Annotated in this window: 17 protein-coding genes, 6 tRNA genes and 1 other RNA gene; 9 read left to right on the top strand and 15 right to left on the bottom strand. The window is 60.0% G+C overall.

The genetic code is table 11. From position 1 onward, the window contains the following. Together KHA73_RS17380 and KHA73_RS17375 are read right to left on the bottom strand one after the other, a co-directional pair. On the bottom strand, window positions 1-465 hold the full coding sequence (locus KHA73_RS17380; protein WP_234585643.1) for a FlxA-like family protein: 465 nt from the start codon (window positions 463-465) through the stop codon (window positions 1-3). Window positions 466-517: 52 nt separating this feature from the next. Next, complete coding sequence (locus KHA73_RS17375; RefSeq protein ID WP_234585642.1) at window positions 518-1,066, bottom strand: nucleotidyltransferase family protein; 549 nt, start codon at window positions 1,064-1,066, stop codon at window positions 518-520. 199 nt (window positions 1,067-1,265) lie between these two features. Here KHA73_RS17375 and KHA73_RS17370 point away from each other — a divergent pair, with 199 nt between their 5' ends. Both KHA73_RS17370 and eutC read left to right on the top strand, forming a co-directional pair. Beyond that, window positions 1,266-2,651 carry an ethanolamine ammonia-lyase subunit EutB gene (locus tag KHA73_RS17370; protein WP_234585641.1) on the top strand — a complete coding sequence of 462 codons (1,386 nt, stop codon included), beginning with the start codon at window positions 1,266-1,268 and terminating at the stop codon, window positions 2,649-2,651. Beyond that, window positions 2,648-3,439, top strand: coding sequence for an ethanolamine ammonia-lyase subunit EutC (gene eutC / locus KHA73_RS17365; protein WP_234585640.1), 792 nt, complete (start codon window positions 2,648-2,650; stop codon window positions 3,437-3,439). Before KHA73_RS17370 ends, eutC begins: the two co-directional genes overlap by 4 nt. Here the strand turns inward: eutC and KHA73_RS17360 are convergent. After that, on the bottom strand, window positions 3,418-4,320 hold the full coding sequence (locus tag KHA73_RS17360) for a LysR family transcriptional regulator (RefSeq protein ID WP_234585638.1): 903 nt from the start codon (window positions 4,318-4,320) through the stop codon (window positions 3,418-3,420). The two genes, eutC and KHA73_RS17360, sit on opposite strands and share 22 nt — an antisense overlap. Window positions 4,321-4,749: 429 nt before the next feature. Here KHA73_RS17360 and budA point away from each other — a divergent pair, with 429 nt between their 5' ends. Beyond that, window positions 4,750-5,529, top strand: a complete 780-nt coding sequence (gene budA / locus KHA73_RS17355; protein WP_234585637.1) for an acetolactate decarboxylase — start codon at window positions 4,750-4,752, stop codon at window positions 5,527-5,529. Window positions 5,530-5,563: 34 nt separating this feature from the next. Further along, the gene (alsS, locus tag KHA73_RS17350; RefSeq protein WP_234585636.1) at window positions 5,564-7,249 is read left to right on the top strand and encodes an acetolactate synthase AlsS; all 1,686 of its coding nucleotides are present in this window, start codon (window positions 5,564-5,566) and stop codon (window positions 7,247-7,249) included. Window positions 7,250-7,349: 100 nt separating this feature from the next. Here the strand turns inward: alsS and KHA73_RS17345 are convergent, their stop codons facing one another. Continuing rightward, window positions 7,350-8,030: a nitroreductase gene (locus tag KHA73_RS17345; RefSeq protein ID WP_234585635.1), complete on the bottom strand. Its 681-nt coding sequence runs from the start codon at window positions 8,028-8,030 to the stop codon at window positions 7,350-7,352. A 126-nt stretch (window positions 8,031-8,156) separates the two neighbouring features. Here KHA73_RS17345 and KHA73_RS17340 point away from each other — a divergent pair, with 126 nt between their 5' ends. Together KHA73_RS17340 and KHA73_RS17335 are read left to right on the top strand one after the other, a co-directional pair. Next, complete coding sequence (locus KHA73_RS17340; protein WP_234585633.1) at window positions 8,157-9,062, top strand: LysR family transcriptional regulator; 906 nt, start codon at window positions 8,157-8,159, stop codon at window positions 9,060-9,062. Window positions 9,063-9,193: 131 nt separating this feature from the next. Further along, window positions 9,194-10,780, top strand: a complete 1,587-nt coding sequence (locus tag KHA73_RS17335; RefSeq protein WP_234585631.1) for an ABC transporter substrate-binding protein — start codon at window positions 9,194-9,196, stop codon at window positions 10,778-10,780. 30 nt (window positions 10,781-10,810) lie between these two features. Here the strand turns inward: KHA73_RS17335 and KHA73_RS17330 are convergent, their stop codons facing one another. The 9 genes from KHA73_RS17330 to KHA73_RS17290 form a co-directional block, all read right to left on the bottom strand. Beyond that, window positions 10,811-11,614: an ABC transporter ATP-binding protein gene (locus KHA73_RS17330; RefSeq protein WP_234591316.1), complete on the bottom strand. Its 804-nt coding sequence runs from the start codon at window positions 11,612-11,614 to the stop codon at window positions 10,811-10,813. A 17-nt stretch (window positions 11,615-11,631) separates the two neighbouring features. Continuing rightward, window positions 11,632-12,669 carry an iron-enterobactin ABC transporter permease gene (gene fepG / locus KHA73_RS17325; protein WP_234585629.1) on the bottom strand — a complete coding sequence of 346 codons (1,038 nt, stop codon included), beginning with the start codon at window positions 12,667-12,669 and terminating at the stop codon, window positions 11,632-11,634. Continuing rightward, window positions 12,669-13,724 carry a Fe(3+)-siderophore ABC transporter permease gene (fepD, locus tag KHA73_RS17320; protein ID WP_234585628.1) on the bottom strand — a complete coding sequence of 352 codons (1,056 nt, stop codon included), beginning with the start codon at window positions 13,722-13,724 and terminating at the stop codon, window positions 12,669-12,671. Before fepD ends, fepG begins: the two co-directional genes overlap by 1 nt. A 208-nt stretch (window positions 13,725-13,932) precedes the next feature. After that, the gene (gene fepB / locus KHA73_RS17315; RefSeq protein ID WP_234585627.1) at window positions 13,933-14,934 is read right to left on the bottom strand and encodes a Fe2+-enterobactin ABC transporter substrate-binding protein; all 1,002 of its coding nucleotides are present in this window, start codon (window positions 14,932-14,934) and stop codon (window positions 13,933-13,935) included. Window positions 14,935-15,120: 186 nt separating this feature from the next. Then, window positions 15,121-15,246, bottom strand: a non-coding RNA gene (locus tag KHA73_RS17310) — RtT sRNA. A gap of 73 nt (window positions 15,247-15,319) precedes the next feature. Then, window positions 15,320-15,395, bottom strand: a tRNA-Lys gene (locus KHA73_RS17305). A gap of 7 nt (window positions 15,396-15,402) precedes the next feature. Next, a tRNA-Val gene (locus KHA73_RS17300) sits at window positions 15,403-15,478 on the bottom strand. A 40-nt stretch (window positions 15,479-15,518) separates the two neighbouring features. Beyond that, a tRNA-Val gene (locus tag KHA73_RS17295) sits at window positions 15,519-15,594 on the bottom strand. A gap of 31 nt (window positions 15,595-15,625) precedes the next feature. Next, a tRNA-Val gene (locus KHA73_RS17290) sits at window positions 15,626-15,701 on the bottom strand. 292 nt (window positions 15,702-15,993) lie between these two features. On the opposite strand from KHA73_RS17290, the gene gltX reads away from it, so the two are divergent. Then, entirely contained in the window at window positions 15,994-17,409 is a 1,416-nt protein-coding gene (gene gltX, locus KHA73_RS17285) for a glutamate--tRNA ligase (RefSeq protein ID WP_234585626.1), read from the top strand. A gap of 66 nt (window positions 17,410-17,475) precedes the next feature. On the opposite strand, the gene KHA73_RS17280 is transcribed toward gltX, so the two are convergent. Continuing rightward, a complete protein-coding gene (locus tag KHA73_RS17280) occupies window positions 17,476-18,261 on the bottom strand; it encodes a formate/nitrite transporter family protein (protein ID WP_234585624.1) in 786 nt (261 codons plus the stop codon). A gap of 309 nt (window positions 18,262-18,570) precedes the next feature. On the opposite strand from KHA73_RS17280, the gene KHA73_RS17275 reads away from it, so the two are divergent. Next, window positions 18,571-18,646 (top strand) — tRNA-Ala (locus KHA73_RS17275). Between the two features lie 60 nt (window positions 18,647-18,706). Further along, window positions 18,707-18,782, top strand: a tRNA-Ala gene (locus tag KHA73_RS17270). 117 nt (window positions 18,783-18,899) lie between these two features. On the opposite strand, the gene KHA73_RS17265 is transcribed toward KHA73_RS17270, so the two are convergent. Continuing rightward, complete coding sequence (locus tag KHA73_RS17265; RefSeq protein ID WP_234585623.1) at window positions 18,900-20,087, bottom strand: NupC/NupG family nucleoside CNT transporter; 1,188 nt, start codon at window positions 20,085-20,087, stop codon at window positions 18,900-18,902. Between the last annotated feature and the right edge of the window lie 30 nt (window positions 20,088-20,117).

The following is a 20,117-nucleotide window of genomic DNA, read 5'->3' as shown; positions in this document are numbered from 1 at the left end:
TCAGATATAGACGTCCACGGCGTTGAGCGGCGTCGGGCGGTTAACGCCGTCGCCGGATTGCGCCGCGGCTTTTTCCATCTGTTGCTGCTGCTTTTCCATCTCTTCTTTCTGGATGCGCGCGATCTCCGCCTGCAGCATCTTGATCTGCGCTTCGATCAGCTGCTTTTGTTTTTCGATCTCTTTAGGATCGGCATCGGAGTCCTTCAGCTCCACCAGCTTCTGCTGCAGAGCCTGAATCTGCCTGTTCAGCGCCTTGATGCGCGCCGAGGCGTGGCTTTCATTGAGGTTAACCGGTTCGTCATTGCCGTTGGCGCGTTCGTTTTTCTCCGCCTTGCCGCCTTGCGGCTGGTTATTGACCGGTTTGGCCATCAGCAGTTCGCCCTGGTTGCCGGGAGCGCTAAAGACGTTGCTGACGCCGGGAACGGTGTTTTTGATTGGTACGATCATGGTAATGCTGGCCGACATGGGTGCTCTCCCTGAGTCTTGATATCGTTGCTCAGGGTATCGGCAGCGGCGGCTAAAACTTTATCTGCCGCAGACGCGGCCACCGCGCTAACCAGCCTTTTTCGGCCACTCGCTGTTGGCAGGCGCTCAGATCGCCGTTTTTCACATTGAAGGTGATGCTGTCGTTGAACAGCGCATCGAGGCCGAAGGGCGCCACCAACGTGAAGCTGTCGTCGGCGTTCAACCGCACACCGATTGCCGTCTCCACCTCGGTCCAATAGCTGATGGCTTCTTCACTGCTGCGATAAGGCGCCCGGCCGCTGCGCAGGTGCATGCGCGCCTGATTTTTTACCGACCAGGGCTGCGGCAGCCACTGTTGCAGCCGCGCTTCCAGCATGCGATCGCGCTCGGCCTCCGGCCGCAGCGGGTCAAAATGGATCACGTCGATATCGTTGAGCGGCGTGGCGTCGGCGTAGCCGTGCCGCCGATCCCACACCAGGTTGCGCACGAACCCGGCCCCCAGGCACCAGTCGTTCAGGCCAAGGCGGCGCGCGGTGCGCAGTGCGCTCATTCTTTGGTTATCTTGCTGTAACCACTGGATAATTTTCTGTTGCCGGTCCATTACCTCTCCTATGCTGCGGCTACTGTACTCCGCCGTGCCCGTCGACGGAAGCGCATGCCTGATTTTAGTGCAGCCCGGCTGAGGGCGTTATCCTGTTAATCGTCTGATTTTACAAGAAAAACGAAAATCCTGGCCGGCTGACTACACTTGGTACAGGGTTTGCAGTTTTCAACCATCATTCAGGGCGACAGGGGATGCTATGTATCAGGTAACGCTCGGCCGGCGCAGCTACCGCTTCAGCGACTTGCGCCAGTTGATGGCCCGGGCCTCGCCGGCCCGCTCCGGGGACTATCTGGCCGAAGTGGCGGCGCAAAGCGCCGAAGAACGCATGGCGGCGCGCATCGCGCTGGCGGATCTGCCGCTGAAGGTTTTTTTGCAGCAGCCGCTGGTGCCCTATGAGCAGGATGAGGTGACGCGGCTGATTATCGACGGCCATAACGCCGCCGCCTTTGAACCGATTTCTCATCTGACGGTTGGCGACTTCCGCAATTGGCTGTTGAGCGAACAGGCGGACAGCGCCACGCTGGCGCGGGTGGCGCCCGGCATTACTCCGGAAATGGCGGCGGCGGTGAGTAAAATCATGCGCAATCAGGATCTGATCCTGGTGGCGAAGAAGTGCCGGGTGGTGACGCGTTTTCGCAACACCCTCGGCCTGCCGGGCCATCTCAGCGTCAGGCTGCAGCCCAATCACCCGACCGACAGCCTGCAAGGCATCGCCGCCAGCATGTTGGACGGGCTGCTGTACGGCAGCGGCGATGCGGTGGTTGGCATCAATCCCGCCAGCGACAGCCTGCCGCTGCTGGAAAAACTCAACTACATGCTGGACGACGTGATCCAGCGTTTCGCCATTCCCACCCAGTCCTGCGTGCTGACTCACGTGACCAACACGCTGCGTTTGATCGAGCGCGGCGCGCCGGTGGATTTGGTGTTTCAGTCGATCGCCGGCACCGAGGCGGCCAACCGCGGTTTCGGCATCAGCCTGGCGCTGTTGGCCGAGGCGCAGCAGGCGGCGCTGAGCCTCAACCGCGGCACGCTCGGCAATAACGTCATGTATTTTGAAACCGGGCAGGGCAGCTGCCTGTCGGCCAATGCGCATCACGGCGTCGATCAGCAAACCTGCGAGGCGCGCGCTTACGCGGTGGCGCGGCATTTCTCTCCGCTGCTGATCAACACCGTGGTGGGCTTTATCGGGCCCGAGTATCTGTACGACGGCAAGCAGATTATCCGCGCTGGGCTGGAGGATCACTTCTGCGGCAAGCTGCTCGGCCTGCCGTTGGGCTGCGACGTTTGCTACACCAACCACGCCGAGGCCGATCAGGACGATATGGATACCCTGCTGACGCTGTTGGCCGCCGCCGGTCTAACCTTTCTGATTGGCGTGCCGGGGGCCGACGACATCATGCTCAATTATCAGAGCACCTCATTTCATGACGCCCTGTATATCCGCGAGCTGCTGGGGCTGAAGCATGCGCCGGAGTTCGCCGTCTGGCTGGCGAAAATGAACATCATCGACGCTAGCGGGCGGCTGCGCGACACCGCTGCCAACCACCCGCTGTTGCTGGCGCTGCAGGGAGAGAGGCCATGAGCAAACCGGTACACCTCAACGGCTGGGAGGCGTTGCGCGCCTTTACCGATGCACGCATCGCCCTAGGCCGCACCGGCGCCAGCCTGCCCACCGACGAGCTGCTGCGCTTCGGGCTGGCGCACGCGCAGGCGCGGGACGCGGTGCATCAACCGTTCGACAGCGATCGCCTGGCGCAGGCGTTGCAGGACGACGGCTGGCCAACGTTGACCGTACACAGCCAGGCGGAAGATCGCGCCGCCTACCTGCGCCGCCCGGACCGGGGGCGCAGGCTGGAGCCGGACAGCCGCAAACTGTTGCTCGGCCTGCCGCAGCAGGGAGCCGATCTGCTGCTGGTGATAGCGGACGGGCTGTCCTCCAAGGCGGTGCATCGCCAGGCGCTGCCGTTGCTGCAGGCGTTGCGGCCCTATCTTGCGGCACTGGATATTTCGCTGGCGCCGGTGGTGCTGGCGCATCAGGCGCGGGTGGCGTTGGGAGACGATATCGGCGAGTGCCTGCAGGCCAAGGCGGTGGCGATCCTGATCGGTGAGCGGCCGGGCCTGTCGTCGCCGGACAGTCTGGGGCTCTACCTCACCTGGGGGCCGAATACCCAAAGAAGGGAGTCTGAGCGCAACTGTATCTCCAATGTGCGCCCGGAAGGGTTGGGCTACCCGCAGGCGGCGTTCAAGCTGGCATGGCTGCTTGAACAGGCTTTTCAGCGGCGGCTGACCGGCATTGATTTGAAAGATGAAAGCGACAACCCGGCGCTGCATGGCCGGGTGACGCCGCTTCATTCCCAGCTGGGCGGCTGACCGATGCCGTGCAGCAGCAGGTTGCTGAAGGCCTCCAGCCGGGCGGAAACTTTCGCCACCGGCCGCAGCAGATAGATCCCCTGCTGCTCGCCGCGCGGGTCTTCAAGCAGCTGCCGTAATTGCCCGCTGTGAATATCCGGCCCCACCACCCAATTAGGCAGAAAAGCGATGCCCAGGCCGAGCAGCGCCGCCTGGCGCTGGGCGGTAAAATCGTCACAGCGCAGCACCATGCTGCAGCGCCCCATCAGCGCGACGCTGAGGATCTGCGCCCAGCAGGCCGGTTGCTGCTTGTGGTAACGGGCGATCAGCCGGTGATGTGGCAGGGCGTCCAGACTGGCCGGCCGGCCGTAGCGGGCGACATAGCCGGGGCTGGCGCACATCACCCAGCGTTGGGTGGCGATGCGGCTGGCGTACAGCCCGCTGTCCTTCTGCTCGCCGATGCGGATGGCGGCGTCCAACTGCTCCTGCGTCGGGTCGGTTTGGCGTTCGGTCAGATCCAGATCGACGAACAGCCGCGGGCAGCGTTCACTCAGCACCGGCAGCAGCGGCAGAACGTAGGTTTTACCAAAGGTCGGCAGGCAGCTGATGCGCAGCGTGCCCTGTGGCGTATCGGCCAACGCGCTCAGCTCGGCGCGGATGTCGGTGATGTCCCCCAACAGCGCGGCGGCGCGCGGCAGCAACAGTTCACCGGCATCGGTCAGCATCAGGCCGCGGGTAGAGCGGATAAACAGCGTGGCGCCGAGTGCGCTCTCCAGCGCGTCGATATGGCGCACCAGAGAGGAGGGCACCATGCCCAGCTTGCGCGCGGCGGCGGAGAAGCTGCCCAACCGGGCCACATCGAGAAAAATCGGCAGATGTTCAACATAACGGGCATCATTCATTTTTGCATTATATGCAAAAGCGTTTCTTATGAATACCCGCTTCTCAGCCGGCGGCCGGCGGGCTACTCTTTTCCTGCGCTTAGGCACGGACGCATAGAGAAAAAATGCATAACCCACGTGGCCTTTAGCACTAAATATAAAATATTTTCCCCGGGTAACCGTATTGGCCCGGAAGATTGATTGCCGCTTCAACACCAGATAAACCGTTCAATTTGACGCTCGGCTAAACGACAATGATTAGTGACACTTTATGTTTGCTAACCCCTGTTGCGCCTGAACGTCAGCCGGCCCGCCGTGCCGGTTTTTTTGTCGCCTCAGGCTGAATCGTTCCAACTCACGAACGCGCCGATGGCGGCATCTTTGTTCACCGCCGGTGAGCATTTTTGAACGCGCGGGGCATATTGCCTTGCGCTGGTGGAGGAGTAGGTCATGAACAAAAACCAGGGTTGCGCCTGCGCGCACCATTTGGTGCAGGGTTTCGCCAGGCAATCGGTGGTTGCCGGGGAGGGTGAAATCTACCAAATCTCGCTGATGAGCGCGTTGATCGGCGGCGTATACGAAGGTGAGGTCACCATCGCCGAGTTGCTGAAGCACGGCAACTTCGGCCTTGGCACCTTCAATCATCTGGATGGCGAGCTGATCGCCTTCGACCACGAAATACACCAGCTGCGCGCCGACGGCAGCGCAAGGCCGGCCGGTCTGCAACAGAAAACTCCCTTTGCCGTGGTCACCTTTTTCCAGCCCAGCGTCAGCCAACGGTTCGACCGGCCGATCACCAAGGCCCAGCTGCACCAGTGCATCGACGAACAGGTCGCTTCGCCGAACCTGTTCTGCGCGGTGCGGGTCGACGGCGAATTCAGCCACGTGGAAACCCGTACCGTACCGCGCCAGGAACGGCCGTATCGCCCGATGCTGGAGGCGATTGAAGAACAGCCGACGTTCTCCTTCCATCAGCGGCAGGGCACGCTGGTCGGCTTCCGCTCGCCGGACTATATGCAGGGCATCGGCGTGGCCGGCTATCACGAACACTTCGTTACCGACGACCGCAGCGGCGGCGGCCACGTGCTGGATTATCAGCTCGATCACGGCCGCCTGCAGTTCGGCGTTATCACCCGTCTCAATCTTCAATTGCCGCATGATGCGGATTTCTTACGCGCCGACCTCTGCCCAGAGGATTTGGATCGCGCGATTCGTTCCGCCGAGGGTTAATGCCCCGGCGATCGTTTTTTTAGGAGGTGGAACCATGGCACAGGTAAAAACAGACAATAATTGGCAATGCGGCGCGGATTTGGTGGTGAAAAATCTGGAGGCGCAGGGCGTGAAGCACGTGTTCGGCATTCCGGGCGCCAAGATTGACCGGGTGTTCGATTCGCTGGAGGACGCGCCGTCGATCGAAACGGTGGTGGTGCGCCACGAGGCCAACGCGGCCTTTATGGCGGCGGCGGTCGGCCGCCTGACCGGCAAGGCCGGGGTGGCGCTGGTCACCTCCGGGCCGGGCAGCTCCAACCTGATCACCGGGCTGGCGACCGCCACTTCGGAAGGGGATGCGGTGGTGGCTTTCGGCGGGGCGGTGAAGCGCGCCGACAACCTGAAGCAGACCCACCAGAGCATGGACACCGTCAGCATGTTCCGCCCGGTGACCAAATATTGCGCCGAGGTGCACGCCGGTTCGGCGATCTCCGAGGTGATCGCCAACGCCTTCCGCCGCGCCGAGTTTGGCCGGCCCGGCGCTTCGTTCGTCAGCCTGCCGATGGACATCGTCAATGAGCCGGTGAGCGCGCCGGTGCTGGCCGGCTGCCGCCTGCCGCGCATGGGCGCCGCGGCCGCCGACGACATTCAGGCGGCGGTAAAACTGATCCAACGGGCCAAATGCCCGGTACTGCTGCTGGGCCTGCAGGCCAGCCGCCCGGAAAACAGCGAGGCGGTGCGCCATCTGCTGTACCGCACCCATATGCCGGTGGTCGGCACCTATCAGGCGGCCGGGGTGATCGACGTTAACCATTTCGCCCGCTTTGCCGGCCGCGTCGGGCTGTTCAACAACCAGCCCGCCGATCAGCTGCTGCAAAAGGCCGATCTGGTGGTCAGCGTCGGCTATGGCCCGATCGAATACGATCCCTGCATGTGGAACAGCCAGGGCAGGCTGAAGCTGGTGCATATCGACGTGCTGCCGGCGGACATCGACACCTGCTACCGCCCGGACGTCGAGCTGGTGGGCAATATCAGCGCCACCCTCAACATGTTGACCGAAGCCTTCAGCGGCGCGGTCAGCGTGCCGGCCGAGGTGGAGCTGATCCTCACCGATCTGGGGCGCCAGCGCAGCGAGCTGGCGGAGCGCGCGGCGCGGCGCGGCGGCATGCCGATCCACCCGCTGCGCATCGTGAAAGAACTGCAGGATATCGTCAGCGATGACGTGACGCTGTGCGTGGATATGGGCAGCTTCCATATTTGGATCGCCCGCTATCTTTACAGCTTCCGCGCCCGTCAGCTGCTGATTTCCAACGGCCAGCAGACCATGGGGGTGGCGCTGCCGTGGGCGATCGGCGCGGCGCTGGTGCGCCCGGGCGACAAAGTGGTCTCGATTTCAGGCGACGGCGGCTTTATGCAGTCGAGCATGGAGCTGGAAACCGCCGTGCGGCTGAAAAACAACATCGTGCACGTGATCTGGGTGGATAACGCCTACAACATGGTGGAAATGCAGGAGGTAAACAAATACCAGCGCAAATCCGGCGTAGAGTTCGGGCCGATAGATTTCAAAGCCTATGCGGAATCCTGCGGGGCGGTTGGCTTTGCCGTACAGTCGGTAGAGGATCTGCGGCCGATGCTGCGCAAGGCGATGGAAATCCAGGGGCCGGTGGTGGTGGCGATACCGGTCGATTATGCCGACAACTACAAGCTGATGGCGCAGATGAACTTTAGCCAGATGATTTAATTTCATCATCGGCTGATGGCCTGCCACCAAAGAACCAGCCGCGATTTTTTGCTGCGGCGCAGCCAAATCATCGTGCGCTGGTTCTGGCGGTCATTAGCGGTTAATTATGCAGAACGACGCTTTTCTCAACCGGGAGCCTGCCTACGCGAACACTGTGGGTCGGGGCCTGCGGGTCGGCATAGCCGAACGAAATGCCAAACAGCAGCCGGAACTCCGCCGAGACGCCCAACGCTTCCCTCACCGTATCCGCATGGAATCCGAGCAGGGTTTGCGGTATCCCGGCATAGCCTCTGGCGGTCAGGGAAAGCAGGAAGTTTTGCGCATACATGCCGATATCGGACGCCACGCGTACGTTGTCGCCAAATGAAGGCATAAACAAGAACGCGACGTGAGGCGCATTGAAGAATTTAAAATTGCGCAGGTAGATTTCTCTGCGTTTTTCCTGATCCTCGCGCCTTACTCCGAGAGATTCATAATATATTCTGGTTTGCTCCTGGCTGCGTTCGAAATAATCACCGTAATAATCGGCGTAATCGAAGGTGAAATCCGGTTTGGCCAGGCCAAGATTATCATTTTCTATCAATGTATTGCTCAGGGCTTCCCTCTTTTTACCCGACACGATATGGACGTGCCATGGCTGAGTATTGCAATTAGATGGCGCGCATTGCGCATCTTGCAGCACCTCGTTGAGTTGCCCCTCGGTTAAGGACGCAGGAAGAAAAGCGCGCGGTGAAAAACGCTGGCTGACGGTGTCTGCAAAAGATAATACCCGGCTGTTCATATTTACCTTCCGTTAATCAAATTGCCTAAAAATGAGACAGGCAATCTTATAATGGAATCCAGGTGACATCTTTGGTATTAATTCACTCTGTTATTGGAAATTAATTCAACAATAGGGTGGCCTCCCATGCGTTTTTCAGAGCGTCTGAAGGGCATTGACGTGTTTGTCTGCGTCGCTGATGCGGGCAGTTTTACCGCCGCCGCCGAGCGATTGCATTTAACCACTTCGGCCGTCAGCAAATCCGTCGCCAGGTTAGAAAAACGGCTTAAGGTAAAGCTGTTCGACCGCACGACCCGACGCCTGGCGCTGAATGACGCCGGCGTGGAGTTTTACCGTGCCTGCACCGGCGCGTTGGCGCATCTTGAAGAGGTGGAGCTGTCGCTGCATGCGGAACATCAGGAATTAAAGGGCGGGATACGTATCGATTTGCCGGCAGCCTATGGGCGGCTGCAGGTTTTGCCGGTCATCTTGCAATTTATGCGCGAGCACCCGCAGCTGGAACCCCACATTACCCTGTCCGATCGCTTTGTCGACCCGGTTGAAGACGGGATTGATATTATCGTACGCTCAGGCGGCCGCAGCATTTGGCCGGCGGCGCTGGGGCATTATCAGATGAATATTCAAAGGCTGGTCTTTTGCGCTTCGCCGGGCTATTTGCAACGGCACGGGGAGCCCGGCAATGAGCATGAGCTGTCGGAGCACGCTTTGGTCTTCTATGGCCAGGGAAACGGCATGGCCTACCCGCTCCATTTCACCGGGGAGAGGCAGGAAAATATACTGAGGCCGGCCTCTGGCGGCCTGGCGATAGGGGATTCGGAAGGGCAGGCGCTGGCGGTGATGGCCGGGTTTGGCATCGGGCAGCTCCCCACCTGGTTGATCCGCGAACCATTGGCAGACGGCCGGCTAGTGAAAATTCTTCCTGAATTGGAAACGGACGGTATGCCGATTACCCTGGCCTGGCTGAAAAACCGGGAAAAGTTGCCCAAAGTTAAGGCGTTAATCGAGAGGCTGATAGCGAGCTGCGGCGAATAACCAGCAACGCCGGCTTTATGCCGTGAATGGCCATGCGGCTGCCCGCATGCGCGGAATTTGTCCTTTACAAGCCTAACTGCGTGATTTATTGCTATTCATCGGTCTGTTTTCTCACCACTGGGGATGGCACGATGAATAAAAAAGCGATAACGATGGGGCTGTTGGCGTTGGCGGTAAGCGGTGGCGTGCAGGCGAGCACGCTGGTCTATTGTTCGGAAAGTTCGCCGGAGGGCTTCAACCCGCAGCTGTTTACCTCTGGCCCGACGGTGGACGCCAGTTCGGCGACGATCTACAACCGGCTGGTGGATTTTAAAACCGGCACCGTCGAGCTGCAGCCCAGCCTGGCGGAGCGCTGGGAAGTGAGCGAAGACGGCAAAACCTATACCTTCCACCTGCGCAAAGGCGTGAAATTCCAGAGCAATAAATATTTCACCCCCACCCGCGACTTCAACGCCGACGACGTCATTTTCTCCTTTATGCGCCAGAAAGACGCCAATAATCCCTACCACAAGGTTTCCAACGGCGCCTACACCAACTTTGAATCGATGGAGTTCGGTACGCTGATCGATCGCATCGTCAAGGTGGACGACAACACCGTGCGTTTCGAGCTTTCCCGCGCCGAAGCGCCGTTCGTGGCCGATCTGGGCATGTATTTCGCCACCATTCTCTCGGCGGAGTACGCCGACGCGATGCTGAAGGCGGGTACGCCACAGCGGGTGGACAACGATCCGATCGGCACCGGCCCGTTCCAACTGGTGCAATACCAGAAGGACGCCAAAATTCTCTATAAGGCGTTCGACGGCTATTGGGAAGGGCGGCCGAAAATCGATCGGCTGGTGTTCTCGATCACCCCGGACGCGGCGGTGCGCTTCGCCAAGCTGCAAAAAAACGAATGTCAGGTGATGCCGTTCCCCAACCCGGCGGATTTAGCCCGCATGCGGGAAGATAACAATCTACGGCTGATGGAAAAGTCGGGGTTGAACATCGGCTTCCTGGCGTTCAATACCCAGAAGAAACCGCTGGACAACGTCAAGGTGCGTCAGGCGCTGGCGCTGGCGATCAACAAGCCGGCGATTATCGAGGCGGTGTTCCACGGCGCCGGCCAGCCTGCCAAGAATCTGCTGCCGCCGACCCAGTGGGGCAGCAACGACAAGATTGAGGATTACCCGTACGCGCCGGACCAGGCGAAACGGCTGCTGCAGGAGGCCGGGCTGGGGCAGGGCTTCGCCATCGATCTGTGGGCGATGCCGGTGCAGCGGCCCTATAATCCCAACGCCAAACGCATGGCGGAGATGATCCAGGCGGACTGGGCTAAAATCGGCGTGCGCGCCAAGGTGGTGACCTTCGAATGGGGCGAGTACCTGCAGCGGATCAAAAACGGCGAGCACCAGACCGCGCTGATGGGCTGGACCACCGCCAACGGCGACCCGGACAACTTCTTCGGCCCGCTGTTCACCTGCGCCTCGCTCAACGGCTCTAACTCCGCCAAGTGGTGCTATAAGCCGTTTGACCAGTTGATCCAGCAGGCGCGCGAAGAGAACGACCATGCCAAGCGGGTGGCGATGTACGAACAGGCGCAGGTGATGATGCATGAACAAATGCCGGCGCTGATGATCGCCCATTCGACCATCTTCGAGCCGGTGCGCAAGGAGGTGCAGGGCTACGAGATCGACCCGTTCGGCAAGCACATCTTCAAGCAGGTGTCGCTGGAGAAATAATCGAAAAGGCCGGGAGAGCCGGCCTGTTATTTACCGTGCGGAACCGCAGTGGAAGCGGCCGCGCGGGATCACCAGCGGCGTGTGCGACAGCGGATCGTCGATGATCATGCAGGGCATGCCGAACACCTGTTCAACCAGCTCGGCGGTGATGATTTCGGCCGGTTTGCCCTGCGCCACTATCTTGCCGGCGCGCATGGCGATGATGTGGTCGGCATAGCGGCAGGCGTGGTTCAGATCGTGCAGTACGGCGATCATGGTTTGGCCGCGTTCCTGGTTCAGCTGGCGGAACAGATCCAACAGCTCAATCTGATGGGCGATGTCCAGATAGGTGGTCGGCTCATCCAGCAACAGCAGCGAGGTTTGCTGCGCCAGCACCATCGCCACCCACACGCGCTGGCGCTGGCCACCGGACAGTTCGTCGACGCTGCGGTCCGCCAACTGGCTGACGTTGGTGGCCGCCATGGCTTCCTCTACCGCCTGGCGGTCGGCATGGGTCCACTGCTTCAGCAGGCTTTGGTGTGGGTAACGCCCGCGCGACACCAGATCCGCCACCGTGATGCTGTCCGGCGCGATCGAGGTTTGCGGCAGCAGGCCCAGCTCGCGCGCCAGCGCCTTGGTGGCGAAGCTGCTGATGTTTTTGCCATCGAGAAACACCTCGCCGGCGCTGGGTTTCAGCAGGCGGGACAGCGCGCGCAGCAGCGTGGATTTGCCGCAGGCGTTCGGCCCGACAATCACCGTGAAGGCGCCGTCGGGGATGGCTACGCTCAGGTCGTTGGCGATGATTTTGTTATCATAGCCCAGCGTCAGGTGCGAGGCGTGCAGGCGGTGGCTCATGGCATTCTTACTCTTCATTATCTGCGGGACTCACGGATTAACAGCCAGATCAGATACAGGCCGCCGATGCTGACGGTCACGACGCCCACCGGCAGCTGGGTCGGCGCGAACAGATGCTGGGAGGCAACGTCGGCCCCCAGCAGCAAGGTGGCGCCCATCAGGGCCGACGACGTCAGGGTAACCGAGGATTGACCGGTCAGACGGCGGGCGATCTGCGGGGCGGCCAGCGCGATAAAAGAAATCGGCCCGGCGGTGGCGGTAACGGCGGCGGTCAGGGTCACGCCGAACAGCATCAGCCACAGCCGGCTACCTTCCGCATTCACCCCCAGCGCGCGCGCGGCGTCGTCGCCCATCTCCAGCAACCGCAGGCGTTTGCCCATCAACAGCGCGGCGGCGGCGGCCAGCGAGATAAACACCAGCGCCGGCTGCGATTTCTGCCAGGTCATGCCGTTCAATGAACCGGCCTGCCACATGGCGGCGTCCATGGCGCGCTCCAGAGAGGCGGTGATGATCAGCCAGGTGTTGGTGGAGACCAGCACCGCGCTGATGGCGATGCCGACAATAATCAACCGGAAGCCGGCCACGCCCTGCCGCCAGGCGAGCAGGTAGATCACCAGCGCAGAGACGATGCCGCCGGCCAGCGCGCCGCCGGCGATGGAGTAATAGCCGCCGCTGAACAGCGTGATGGCGATCAGCGCGCCGGTATAGGCGCCCATGTTAAAGCCGATGACGTCCGGGCTGCCCAGCGGGTTGCGGATAATAGACTGGAAAATCGCGCCGCTCATGCCGAGCGCGCCGCCCAGCAGCAGCGCCATGGTAATGCGCGGCAGGCGCCACTGGGTGACCACGGTCACCAGATTCTTTGGCGCCTGGCCGTTCAGCGCGGAAAACACCTGCTCCAGCGACAGCGGAAGCGTGCCGTAGCACAGCGCCGCCACCGCCAATAGCAGGCACAGCGCCAGCAGCGAGAGATTGACCAGCAGCACGCGCATCGGCATGCGCCAGTTGACGATGCCGTCCGCGCGGCCGATAAGCAGGGTGCGAGGCATCGACATCACAGGCCCCCCAGGGTTTTCTTGCGGCGCACCAGCCAGATCAAGACCGGCGCGCCGATAAAGGCGGTGACGATGGAGACCCGCAGCTCGCCGGGCACCAACAAACGGCCGATGATGTCGGCGCACAGCAGCAGCACCGGGGCCATCAGCATTGAGTAAGGCAATATCCAACGCTGATCGGGGCCAACCCACCAGCGGGCGATGTGCGGCACCATCAGGCCGACAAAGGCGATCGGGCCGACGGTGGCGGTCGCCGCGCCGCACAGCAGCGTAATGGCGATAACCGCGATGATTTGAGTCAGCGCCACGCGCGCGCCGAGCGCGATGGCCAGATCTTCCCCCATGCCGATGGTGTTCAGCGGCCGGGCGATGGCCAGCGTCAGCAGGGCGCCGATCAGGATGGCGGGCGCGGTGACCGCCAGGCTGGCCAGAGTGCGGATATCCAGCGTGCCGGCCTGCCAGAAACGCAGTTGGTCGAAGGTCTGCGGATCGAGCAGCGACAGCCCGGTGGTGACGCCGTTCAACACCGCGCCTATCGCCACGCCGGCCAGCGTCAGCCGCACCGGATTGATGCGCCCGCCCGCCAGCGTGCCGATCAGGTACACCAGCAGGGTGGTGATGGCGGCGCCGGCAAAGGCCCAGCCCATATAGCCTTCGGTAGAAGCGGCGCCGAAAAACATAATGCCCAGCACCACGGCGAAGCTGGCGCCGGCGTTGATGCCGAGCACGCCGGGATCGGCCAGCGGGTTGCGCGTCAGCGCCTGGATCAGCGCGCCGGCGCCGCCCAGCGCCACGCCGGCCAGAATGCCCGCCAGCGTGCGGGGCAGGCGGGCGTTGAGAATAATTGTGCTGTCTGCACCGCTAAACTGGCCCTGCAGGCTGAGCCAAACGGTATGAAAAGGAATGGATTTGGATCCCAGCATCAGGCTGGCCATCACGCACAGCAAGAGCAGTGCCAGGCACAGGCCCAGCCCGGAAACCCGCTTCAGGCCGCCGGCGTAGGCTGTGCGAGACGTGGATGTAGGCGCCCGCGTGGTCGGAGTGGGTAAGCTCACACCGTTAACTCCTTTATAATTTTGATTCTCATTATTATTAGCGTTCTTGAAGACCGGCTTATAGTAGCATGAGTTTGCGCCGCAATGCATCCGCCGGATAGGGTGGGATAAGTTATCCGTGATGTTAATGATTGTTTATATTTCAATAGATTGAATGTAATTGTTGCGCGGCGAAATGCGGCAGGCGCCAGGCCTGCCGGAGGGCATGTCAGGATTTCTTGAGCTGCCGCTCGATGCTGTTCAGCATATTGGTGGCGCTGTAGTAATCGAGGCGAAAGGTGTCGGTGCCGACGGCGTAGACATGATGTTGTTCAACCGGCTCCAGGTGCTGGAGGAACGGGTTGGCCAACAGCTCCCTGACCTTGCGCTCATCGGCCGAGAACAGCATCAGCGTCTTGCCGTTCAGGCCTTCCGCCATCTTTTCGCCCGAAAGCTGAATGATGTCCTGGCGTTTGCCCATGCTGGTGTTGCCCTTGGCGCTTTCCGGCGGCGTGGCCAGCTGGAAGCCGAGCTGGGTCAGCAATTTCCCCTGGGCGGAGTCCGGCGTCCACAGCATGGCCTCACGCCCGTTGTCGGCATAGACCAGCGGGGAAGTGGGCTGCGGCGGCAGGACGATGGACTGCTTCACCTGTTCCACCCGCCGTTCAAAGCGCGCTTCGGCCTGTTTTGCCCCCTGTTCGTGGCCGGTGATTTCCCCTAATTGGGTGGCCAGCTGCTGCCAGCTTTTATCGCCGTAGTTGAGCACCAGCGTTGGCGCGACGGTCGACAGTTGGTCGTACAGCTTCAGCGCCGAATCGCCGCCGGTGGAGGCGATGACGATCAAATCGGGGTTGGCGGCGGCGACCGCTTCGGCATTGGGTTCAACCTGATACAGCGGTTTGACGTTGCGCTGCTTCGCCACTTCGCTCCACTGGGTAAAGAACCCCTGGCTGTCAGACAGCGATGAGTTGGCGCTGGTGGCGCCGCTGGCGATAACCGGCGCGTCAATCGCCAGCAGAGTGCCGGTGAGAGTGACGCTGGTGGAGACGATGCGCAGCGGCGGTTTTTCCAGCGTAAACGGGCCTTTGGCGCTGTCGATGGTGCGCGGCCAGCCGCTGTTTGCGGAGGCGGGCGTTTGCGCTTCGGGGTTGTCGTCTGGGCCGCAGCCGCTGAGCAGCAGGCCGGAAGCCGCGATAAATGAAATAAATAGGTGACGTAAGGATAGGGTCATGAGCGGGCTCTTTCTTTCCTTGAACTAAGACGTGTCTTGGCTGGGTTAGGCATACCCGCTAATTTACCACTCAACATGTTAAAATGATAACCATTCGTATCCAAGACGACGGGGCGGTGATTTTGGCTGGGGGGATTTTCAAACGGCGAAAACGAAAAAAGCGCCTAAAGGCGCTTTTCTCTGAATGGGTGGGTCGTGCAGGATTGATTCGGCCTTTGGCCTCACCCTGCGGGCAACGCTGTGCGTTGTCGTCTCGCTTCGCTCGGCTCGAACCTGAACGCAGGTTCTCATCCAACACGACATCGTGCGCTATGCAATAAAGAGGTTGGGGCGGATGAGGTGGAGCTGAAACGAAAAAAGCGCCCAAAGGCGCTTTTCTCTGAATTGGTGGGTCGTGCAGGATTCGAACCTGCGACCAATTGATTAAAAGTCAACTGCTCTACCAACTGAGCTAACGACCCGCAGAAGTGGTGGGTGATGACGGGCTCGAACCGCCGACCCCCTCCGTGTAAAGGAGATGCTCTACCAACTGAGCTAATCACCCACTTCAGGACTTCCAGGTTACTGCTAAACGAGAGAATGAGTGGTGGGTGATGACGGGCTCGAACCGCCGACCCCCTCCGTGTAAAGGAGATGCTCTACCAACTGAGCTAATCACCCTCATTTTCTCATTTCTTACTGCTCAACAAGATGGTGGGCGATGACGGGCTCGAACCGCCGACCCCCTCCGTGTAAAGGAGATGCTCTACCAACTGAGCTAATCGCCCCGTCTTGTTGGAGTCGCATTATAGGGATAGTTGAAAGTGAGTCAACGGTTTTTAAAATGATTTCAATCGTTCGCCGCAAATTTAAACAGGATGCGATAATTATCGCCAGCGCCGCCGATTCTTTGCCCATTGTTATGCGAAACGGGCCGCAGAGAGAGCGAAATCCACCGCCGCAATATCGTGTCAGCGTTGAGGAATTAGCGCGTGGTGGTACAATGTTGCCCACTTTTTTAAATTCCGAGCAATCGTCGGCAACCGCCGACACGCGTTGCGTAATAAGGCAGTGAACCCAATGAAAATCAAAACCCGTTTTGCCCCGAGCCCAACCGGCTATCTGCACGTCGGTGGCGCCCGTACTGCGCTGTATTCCTGGTTGTTCAGCCGCCATGCCGGCGGCGAGTTCGTTCTGCGCATCGAAGACACCGATCTGGAACGCTCCACCCAGGACGCGATCGACGCAATTATGGATGGCATGAACTGGTTGAACCTGGATTGGGATGAAGGCCCGTATTTCCAGACCAAACGCTTCGACCGTTACAACGCGGTCATCGACGACATGCTGGTGCAGGGCACGGCCTATAAATGCTATTGCTCCAAAGAGCGTCTGGAAGCGCTGCGTGAAAAGCAGATGGAAAACGGCGAGAAGCCGCGTTACGACGGCCACTGCCGCGACAGCCAATGCAGCCACACCGACGACGAGCCGCACGTGGTGCGTTTTCGCAACCCGCAGGAAGGCTCGGTGATCTTCGACGACAAGATCCGCGGCCCGATCGAGTTCAGCAACCAGGAGCTGGACGATCTGATCATCCGCCGCACCGACGGTTCGCCAACCTATAACTTCTGCGTGGTGGTGGACGACTGGGATATGGAAATCAGCCACGTGATCCGCGGCGAAGACCACATCAACAACACCCCGCGCCAGATCAACATCCTGAAAGCGCTGGGCGCGCCGGTGCCGGAATACGCGCACGTTTCCATGATCCTCGGCGACGACGGCAAAAAGCTGTCCAAGCGCCACGGCGCGGTGGGCGTGATGCAGTACCGCGACGACGGCTATCTGCCGCAGGCGCTGCTGAACTACCTGGTGCGTCTGGGCTGGTCCCACGGCGATCAGGAAATCTTCTCCATCGACGAGATGAAAGAGTTCTTCACGCTGGAAGCGATCAACAAATCCGCCAGCGCCTTCAACACCGAAAAGCTGCAGTGGCTGAACCATCACTACATCAACCATATGCCGGCGGAAGAAGTGGCGGTGCATCTGGCATGGCACGTTGAACAACTGGGCATCGAAACCCGCAACGGTCCTGAGCTGAAGGATATCGTCAAGCTGCTGGGCGAGCGCTGCAAGACGCTGAAGGAAATGGCCGAATCCTGTCGCTACTTCTATGAAGACTTCAGCGAATTCGACGCCGACGCCGCCAAGAAACACCTGCGCCCGGTGGCTCGCCAGCCGCTGGAAGCGGTGCGCGCCAAGCTGGCCGCCATCAGCGCCTGGACGCCGGAAAACGTGCACGACGCGATTCAGGGCACCGCGGATGAGCTGGGCGTAGGTATGGGCAAGGTCGGCATGCCGCTGCGCGTTGCCGTAACCGGCGCCGGCCAGTCGCCGGGGATGGACGTGACCGTGCATGCCATTGGTCAGGCGCGTTCTCTGCAGCGTATCGATATGGCGCTGGCTTACATCGCCGGGCGTGAAGCCCAGGGCTAATAAGCTGCCGCGCTATAAATGAAAAGCCCCGTGGAGCGATCCCGGGGCTTTTTTTATTGCTGCCGATCAGGCCCGTTCGCTGGCCGGCGAAGCGGGGCGGTAGGCGAGGAAATACATCAGGCCGACAAAGCCGGCGCCGCCCAGCGCATTGCCAAGGAACACCGCAACCACGTTAGGCAGAAATTGATCCCAGCCCATCCCGCCGGCAAAAATCGCCGCCGGGATAATGAACATGTTGGCCACCACGTGCTGAAAACCGATGGCGACAAAGGCCATGACCGGGAACCACATGCCGATCACTTTGCCCGGCACGTCTTTGCTGGCGAAGGCCAGCCACACCGCCAGGCATACCAGCCAGTTGCAGCCCACGCCGGAAATAAAGGCGTGCAGGAAGTCGGCGTCGACTTTCGCCTGGGCAATGGCCAGGGTTTTATGCAGGAACGCACCCTCGGTCAAGCCAAGCAGGTGGCCGAAGAAGTAGGCGACCGCCAGGCTGCCGGCAAAGTTGGCCAGGGTGACCCAGAACCAATTGCGCAGTACGGCGAACGCGGTGATTTGCCGGGCGAACCAGGCCATCGGCAGCGTCATCATATTGCCGGTCAGCAGTTCGCCGCCGGCCAGGATGGTGAGGATCAGCCCGATAGGGAACACCGCCGCGCCCAGCAAGGCGCCAAAGGAGCCCCATTCAGCAGGCAGGGTGCCGATTACGTGGATATCCAGCAGAAAGCCGGTGGCGATAAAGGCGCCGGCGAGAAAGCCCAGAATCAACAGGTTGGCGAGAGGGGCGTGGCTTTTGTTCACCCCGGCCTGAACGGCGAGGGTGGCGATTTCTTTTGGTGAATGCAAAGACATAACTGGCTCAGTTTTAGAGTAATGAAATTTACGGCGCGGGCAGTCTATGCCTGTGCAGCAAGGGACTCAAGCGCATTTCGCTAACATTCTATTAATTAAAAAGCAACGCAATTTATAAGGGTAATCGATTTTCCGTGGGCCGGTTCGCGTGACGATTGATTTATATCCGCATTGCCGGTTTTTTGGCGTTAAACGTGCTGATTTGGCGGCTTTTTCAGCGCTTGATCGAGGAATTCAATTTAGCCGTTGACAGTGTTTACCGGGTTTCATATTATGCGCCCCGTTCACAGCACAAAGTGATTGTGGAACGGGGCTATAGCTCAGCTGGGAGAGCGCTTGCATGGCATGCAAGAGGTCGACGGTTCGATCCCGTCTAGCTCCACCAACCTTTATCTCAGAAAGGTTGGGGAATACCGTAACGCCGGTTAATGCGTACCACTTTTGTGGGGCTATAGCTCAGCTGGGAGAGCGCTTGCATGGCATGCAAGAGGTCGACGGTTCGATCCCGTCTAGCTCCACCACCATTTGAAAAGCCGACCTCAGGGTCGGCTTTTTGCTTTCTGTTATTTAGCCACACCAAATTTTGGGCAATAAAAAAGGCCGCCGCAGCGACCTTTTCACTTTTGCCGCCAGGCGGCTTAGCCCAGCACCAGACCGGCGATAGAGGCAGACAGGATGCTGACCAGCGTGGAGCCGTAGACCAGCTTCAGACCGAAGCGCGACACCACGTTGCCCTGATGTTCGTTCAACCCTTTGATCGCCCCGGCCACGATGCCGATGGAAGAGAAGTTGGCGAAGGACACCAGGAACACCGACAGGATACCCATGCTGCGCGGCGACAGTTCCGCAGAGACTTTCTGCAGTTCCATCATTGCCACGAACTCGTTGGATACCAGTTTGGTTGCCATGATGCTGCCAACCTGCAGGGCTTCGTGCTTAGGAATGCCCATAACCCAGGCGAACGGGTAGAAGAAGTAGCCGAGGATTTCCTGGAAGCTCAGGCCGAAGATGGCGCTGAACAGGCCGTTGAGCGCGGCGATCAGGGCGATAAAACCGATCAGCATTGCGGCAACGATAATCGCTACCTTGAAACCAGCCAGGATGTACTCACCCAGCATTTCAAAGAAGCTTTGGCCTTCGTGCAGGTTACCCAGGTGCAGTTCTTCTTCTTTATTAGTGTCATACGGGTTAACCAATGAAAGCACGATAAAGGTGCTGAACATGTTCAGTACCAGCGCCGCTACCACGAACTTGGCGTCCAGCATGGTCATGTAAGCGCCGACGATGGACATGGAAACCGTAGACATCGCGGTCGCCGCCATGGTGTACATGCGCTTTTCCGACATTTTGCCCAGGATATCTTTATAGGCAATGAAGTTCTCAGACTGGCCGAGGATCAGTGAGCTGACGGCGTTGAACGATTCCAGCTTGCCCATACCGTTCACTTTTGACAGCACGGTACCGATAATCCGGATCACAAACGGCAACACTTTGATGTATTGCAGAATACCGATCAGCGCAGAGATGAAGACGATAGGGCACAGCACCTTCAGGAAGAAGAACGCCAGGCCTTTGTCACCCATGCCGCCGAATACAAAATCAGTCCCTTGTCCAGCAAATCCGAGCAGCTTGTCAAACAGCGCCGCAAACCCTTTTACAAAGCCTAAACCCGCTTCCGAATGCAGGAAAAAATAGGCCAGCAGTACTTCGATAACCAATAATTGAATAACATAGCGAATGCGGATGCTTTTGCGATCGCGGCACACCAACAGTGCCAGGATCGCCACCACCACCAACGCTAACGCAAAGTGCGCAATATGGGACATGTTTGCTCCAAACTTGAGGCAGGCTGAATT

The sequence above is a fragment of the Serratia entomophila genome (assembly GCF_021462285.1).
GTDB classification, from domain to species: Bacteria; Pseudomonadota; Gammaproteobacteria; order Enterobacterales; family Enterobacteriaceae; genus Serratia; species Serratia entomophila.
The sequence above is the reverse complement of the archived record's forward strand: the minus strand, read 5'-3'. Positions and strand labels throughout refer to the sequence as shown.

Excerpts from the sequence above, each read along its gene's own strand:
- KHA73_RS17340 (WP_234585633.1), top strand. The coding sequence starts at position 8,157 with ATGCGTTTTTCAGAGCGTCTGAAGGGCATTGACGTGTTTGTCTGCGTC.
- KHA73_RS17330 (WP_234591316.1), bottom strand. The coding sequence starts at position 11,614 with ATGAGCCACCGCCTGCACGCCTCGCACCTGACGCTGGGCTATGATAAC.
- KHA73_RS17380 (WP_234585643.1), bottom strand. The coding sequence starts at position 465 with ATGTCGGCCAGCATTACCATGATCGTACCAATCAAAAACACCGTTCCC.
- alsS (WP_234585636.1), top strand. The coding sequence starts at position 5,564 with ATGGCACAGGTAAAAACAGACAATAATTGGCAATGCGGCGCGGATTTG.
- eutC (WP_234585640.1), top strand. The coding sequence starts at position 2,648 with ATGAGCAAACCGGTACACCTCAACGGCTGGGAGGCGTTGCGCGCCTTT.
- KHA73_RS17265 (WP_234585623.1), bottom strand. The coding sequence starts at position 20,087 with ATGTCCCATATTGCGCACTTTGCGTTAGCGTTGGTGGTGGTGGCGATC.
- KHA73_RS17360 (WP_234585638.1), bottom strand. The coding sequence starts at position 4,320 with ATGAATGATGCCCGTTATGTTGAACATCTGCCGATTTTTCTCGATGTG.
- KHA73_RS17335 (WP_234585631.1), top strand. The coding sequence starts at position 9,194 with ATGAATAAAAAAGCGATAACGATGGGGCTGTTGGCGTTGGCGGTAAGC.
- KHA73_RS17345 (WP_234585635.1), bottom strand. The coding sequence starts at position 8,030 with ATGAACAGCCGGGTATTATCTTTTGCAGACACCGTCAGCCAGCGTTTT.
- KHA73_RS17280 (WP_234585624.1), bottom strand. The coding sequence starts at position 18,261 with ATGTCTTTGCATTCACCAAAAGAAATCGCCACCCTCGCCGTTCAGGCC.
- gltX (WP_234585626.1), top strand. The coding sequence starts at position 15,994 with ATGAAAATCAAAACCCGTTTTGCCCCGAGCCCAACCGGCTATCTGCAC.
- KHA73_RS17375 (WP_234585642.1), bottom strand. The coding sequence starts at position 1,066 with ATGGACCGGCAACAGAAAATTATCCAGTGGTTACAGCAAGATAACCAA.
- KHA73_RS17370 (WP_234585641.1), top strand. The coding sequence starts at position 1,266 with ATGTATCAGGTAACGCTCGGCCGGCGCAGCTACCGCTTCAGCGACTTG.
- fepG (WP_234585629.1), bottom strand. The coding sequence starts at position 12,669 with ATGTCGATGCCTCGCACCCTGCTTATCGGCCGCGCGGACGGCATCGTC.
- fepB (WP_234585627.1), bottom strand. The coding sequence starts at position 14,934 with ATGACCCTATCCTTACGTCACCTATTTATTTCATTTATCGCGGCTTCC.
- budA (WP_234585637.1), top strand. The coding sequence starts at position 4,750 with ATGAACAAAAACCAGGGTTGCGCCTGCGCGCACCATTTGGTGCAGGGT.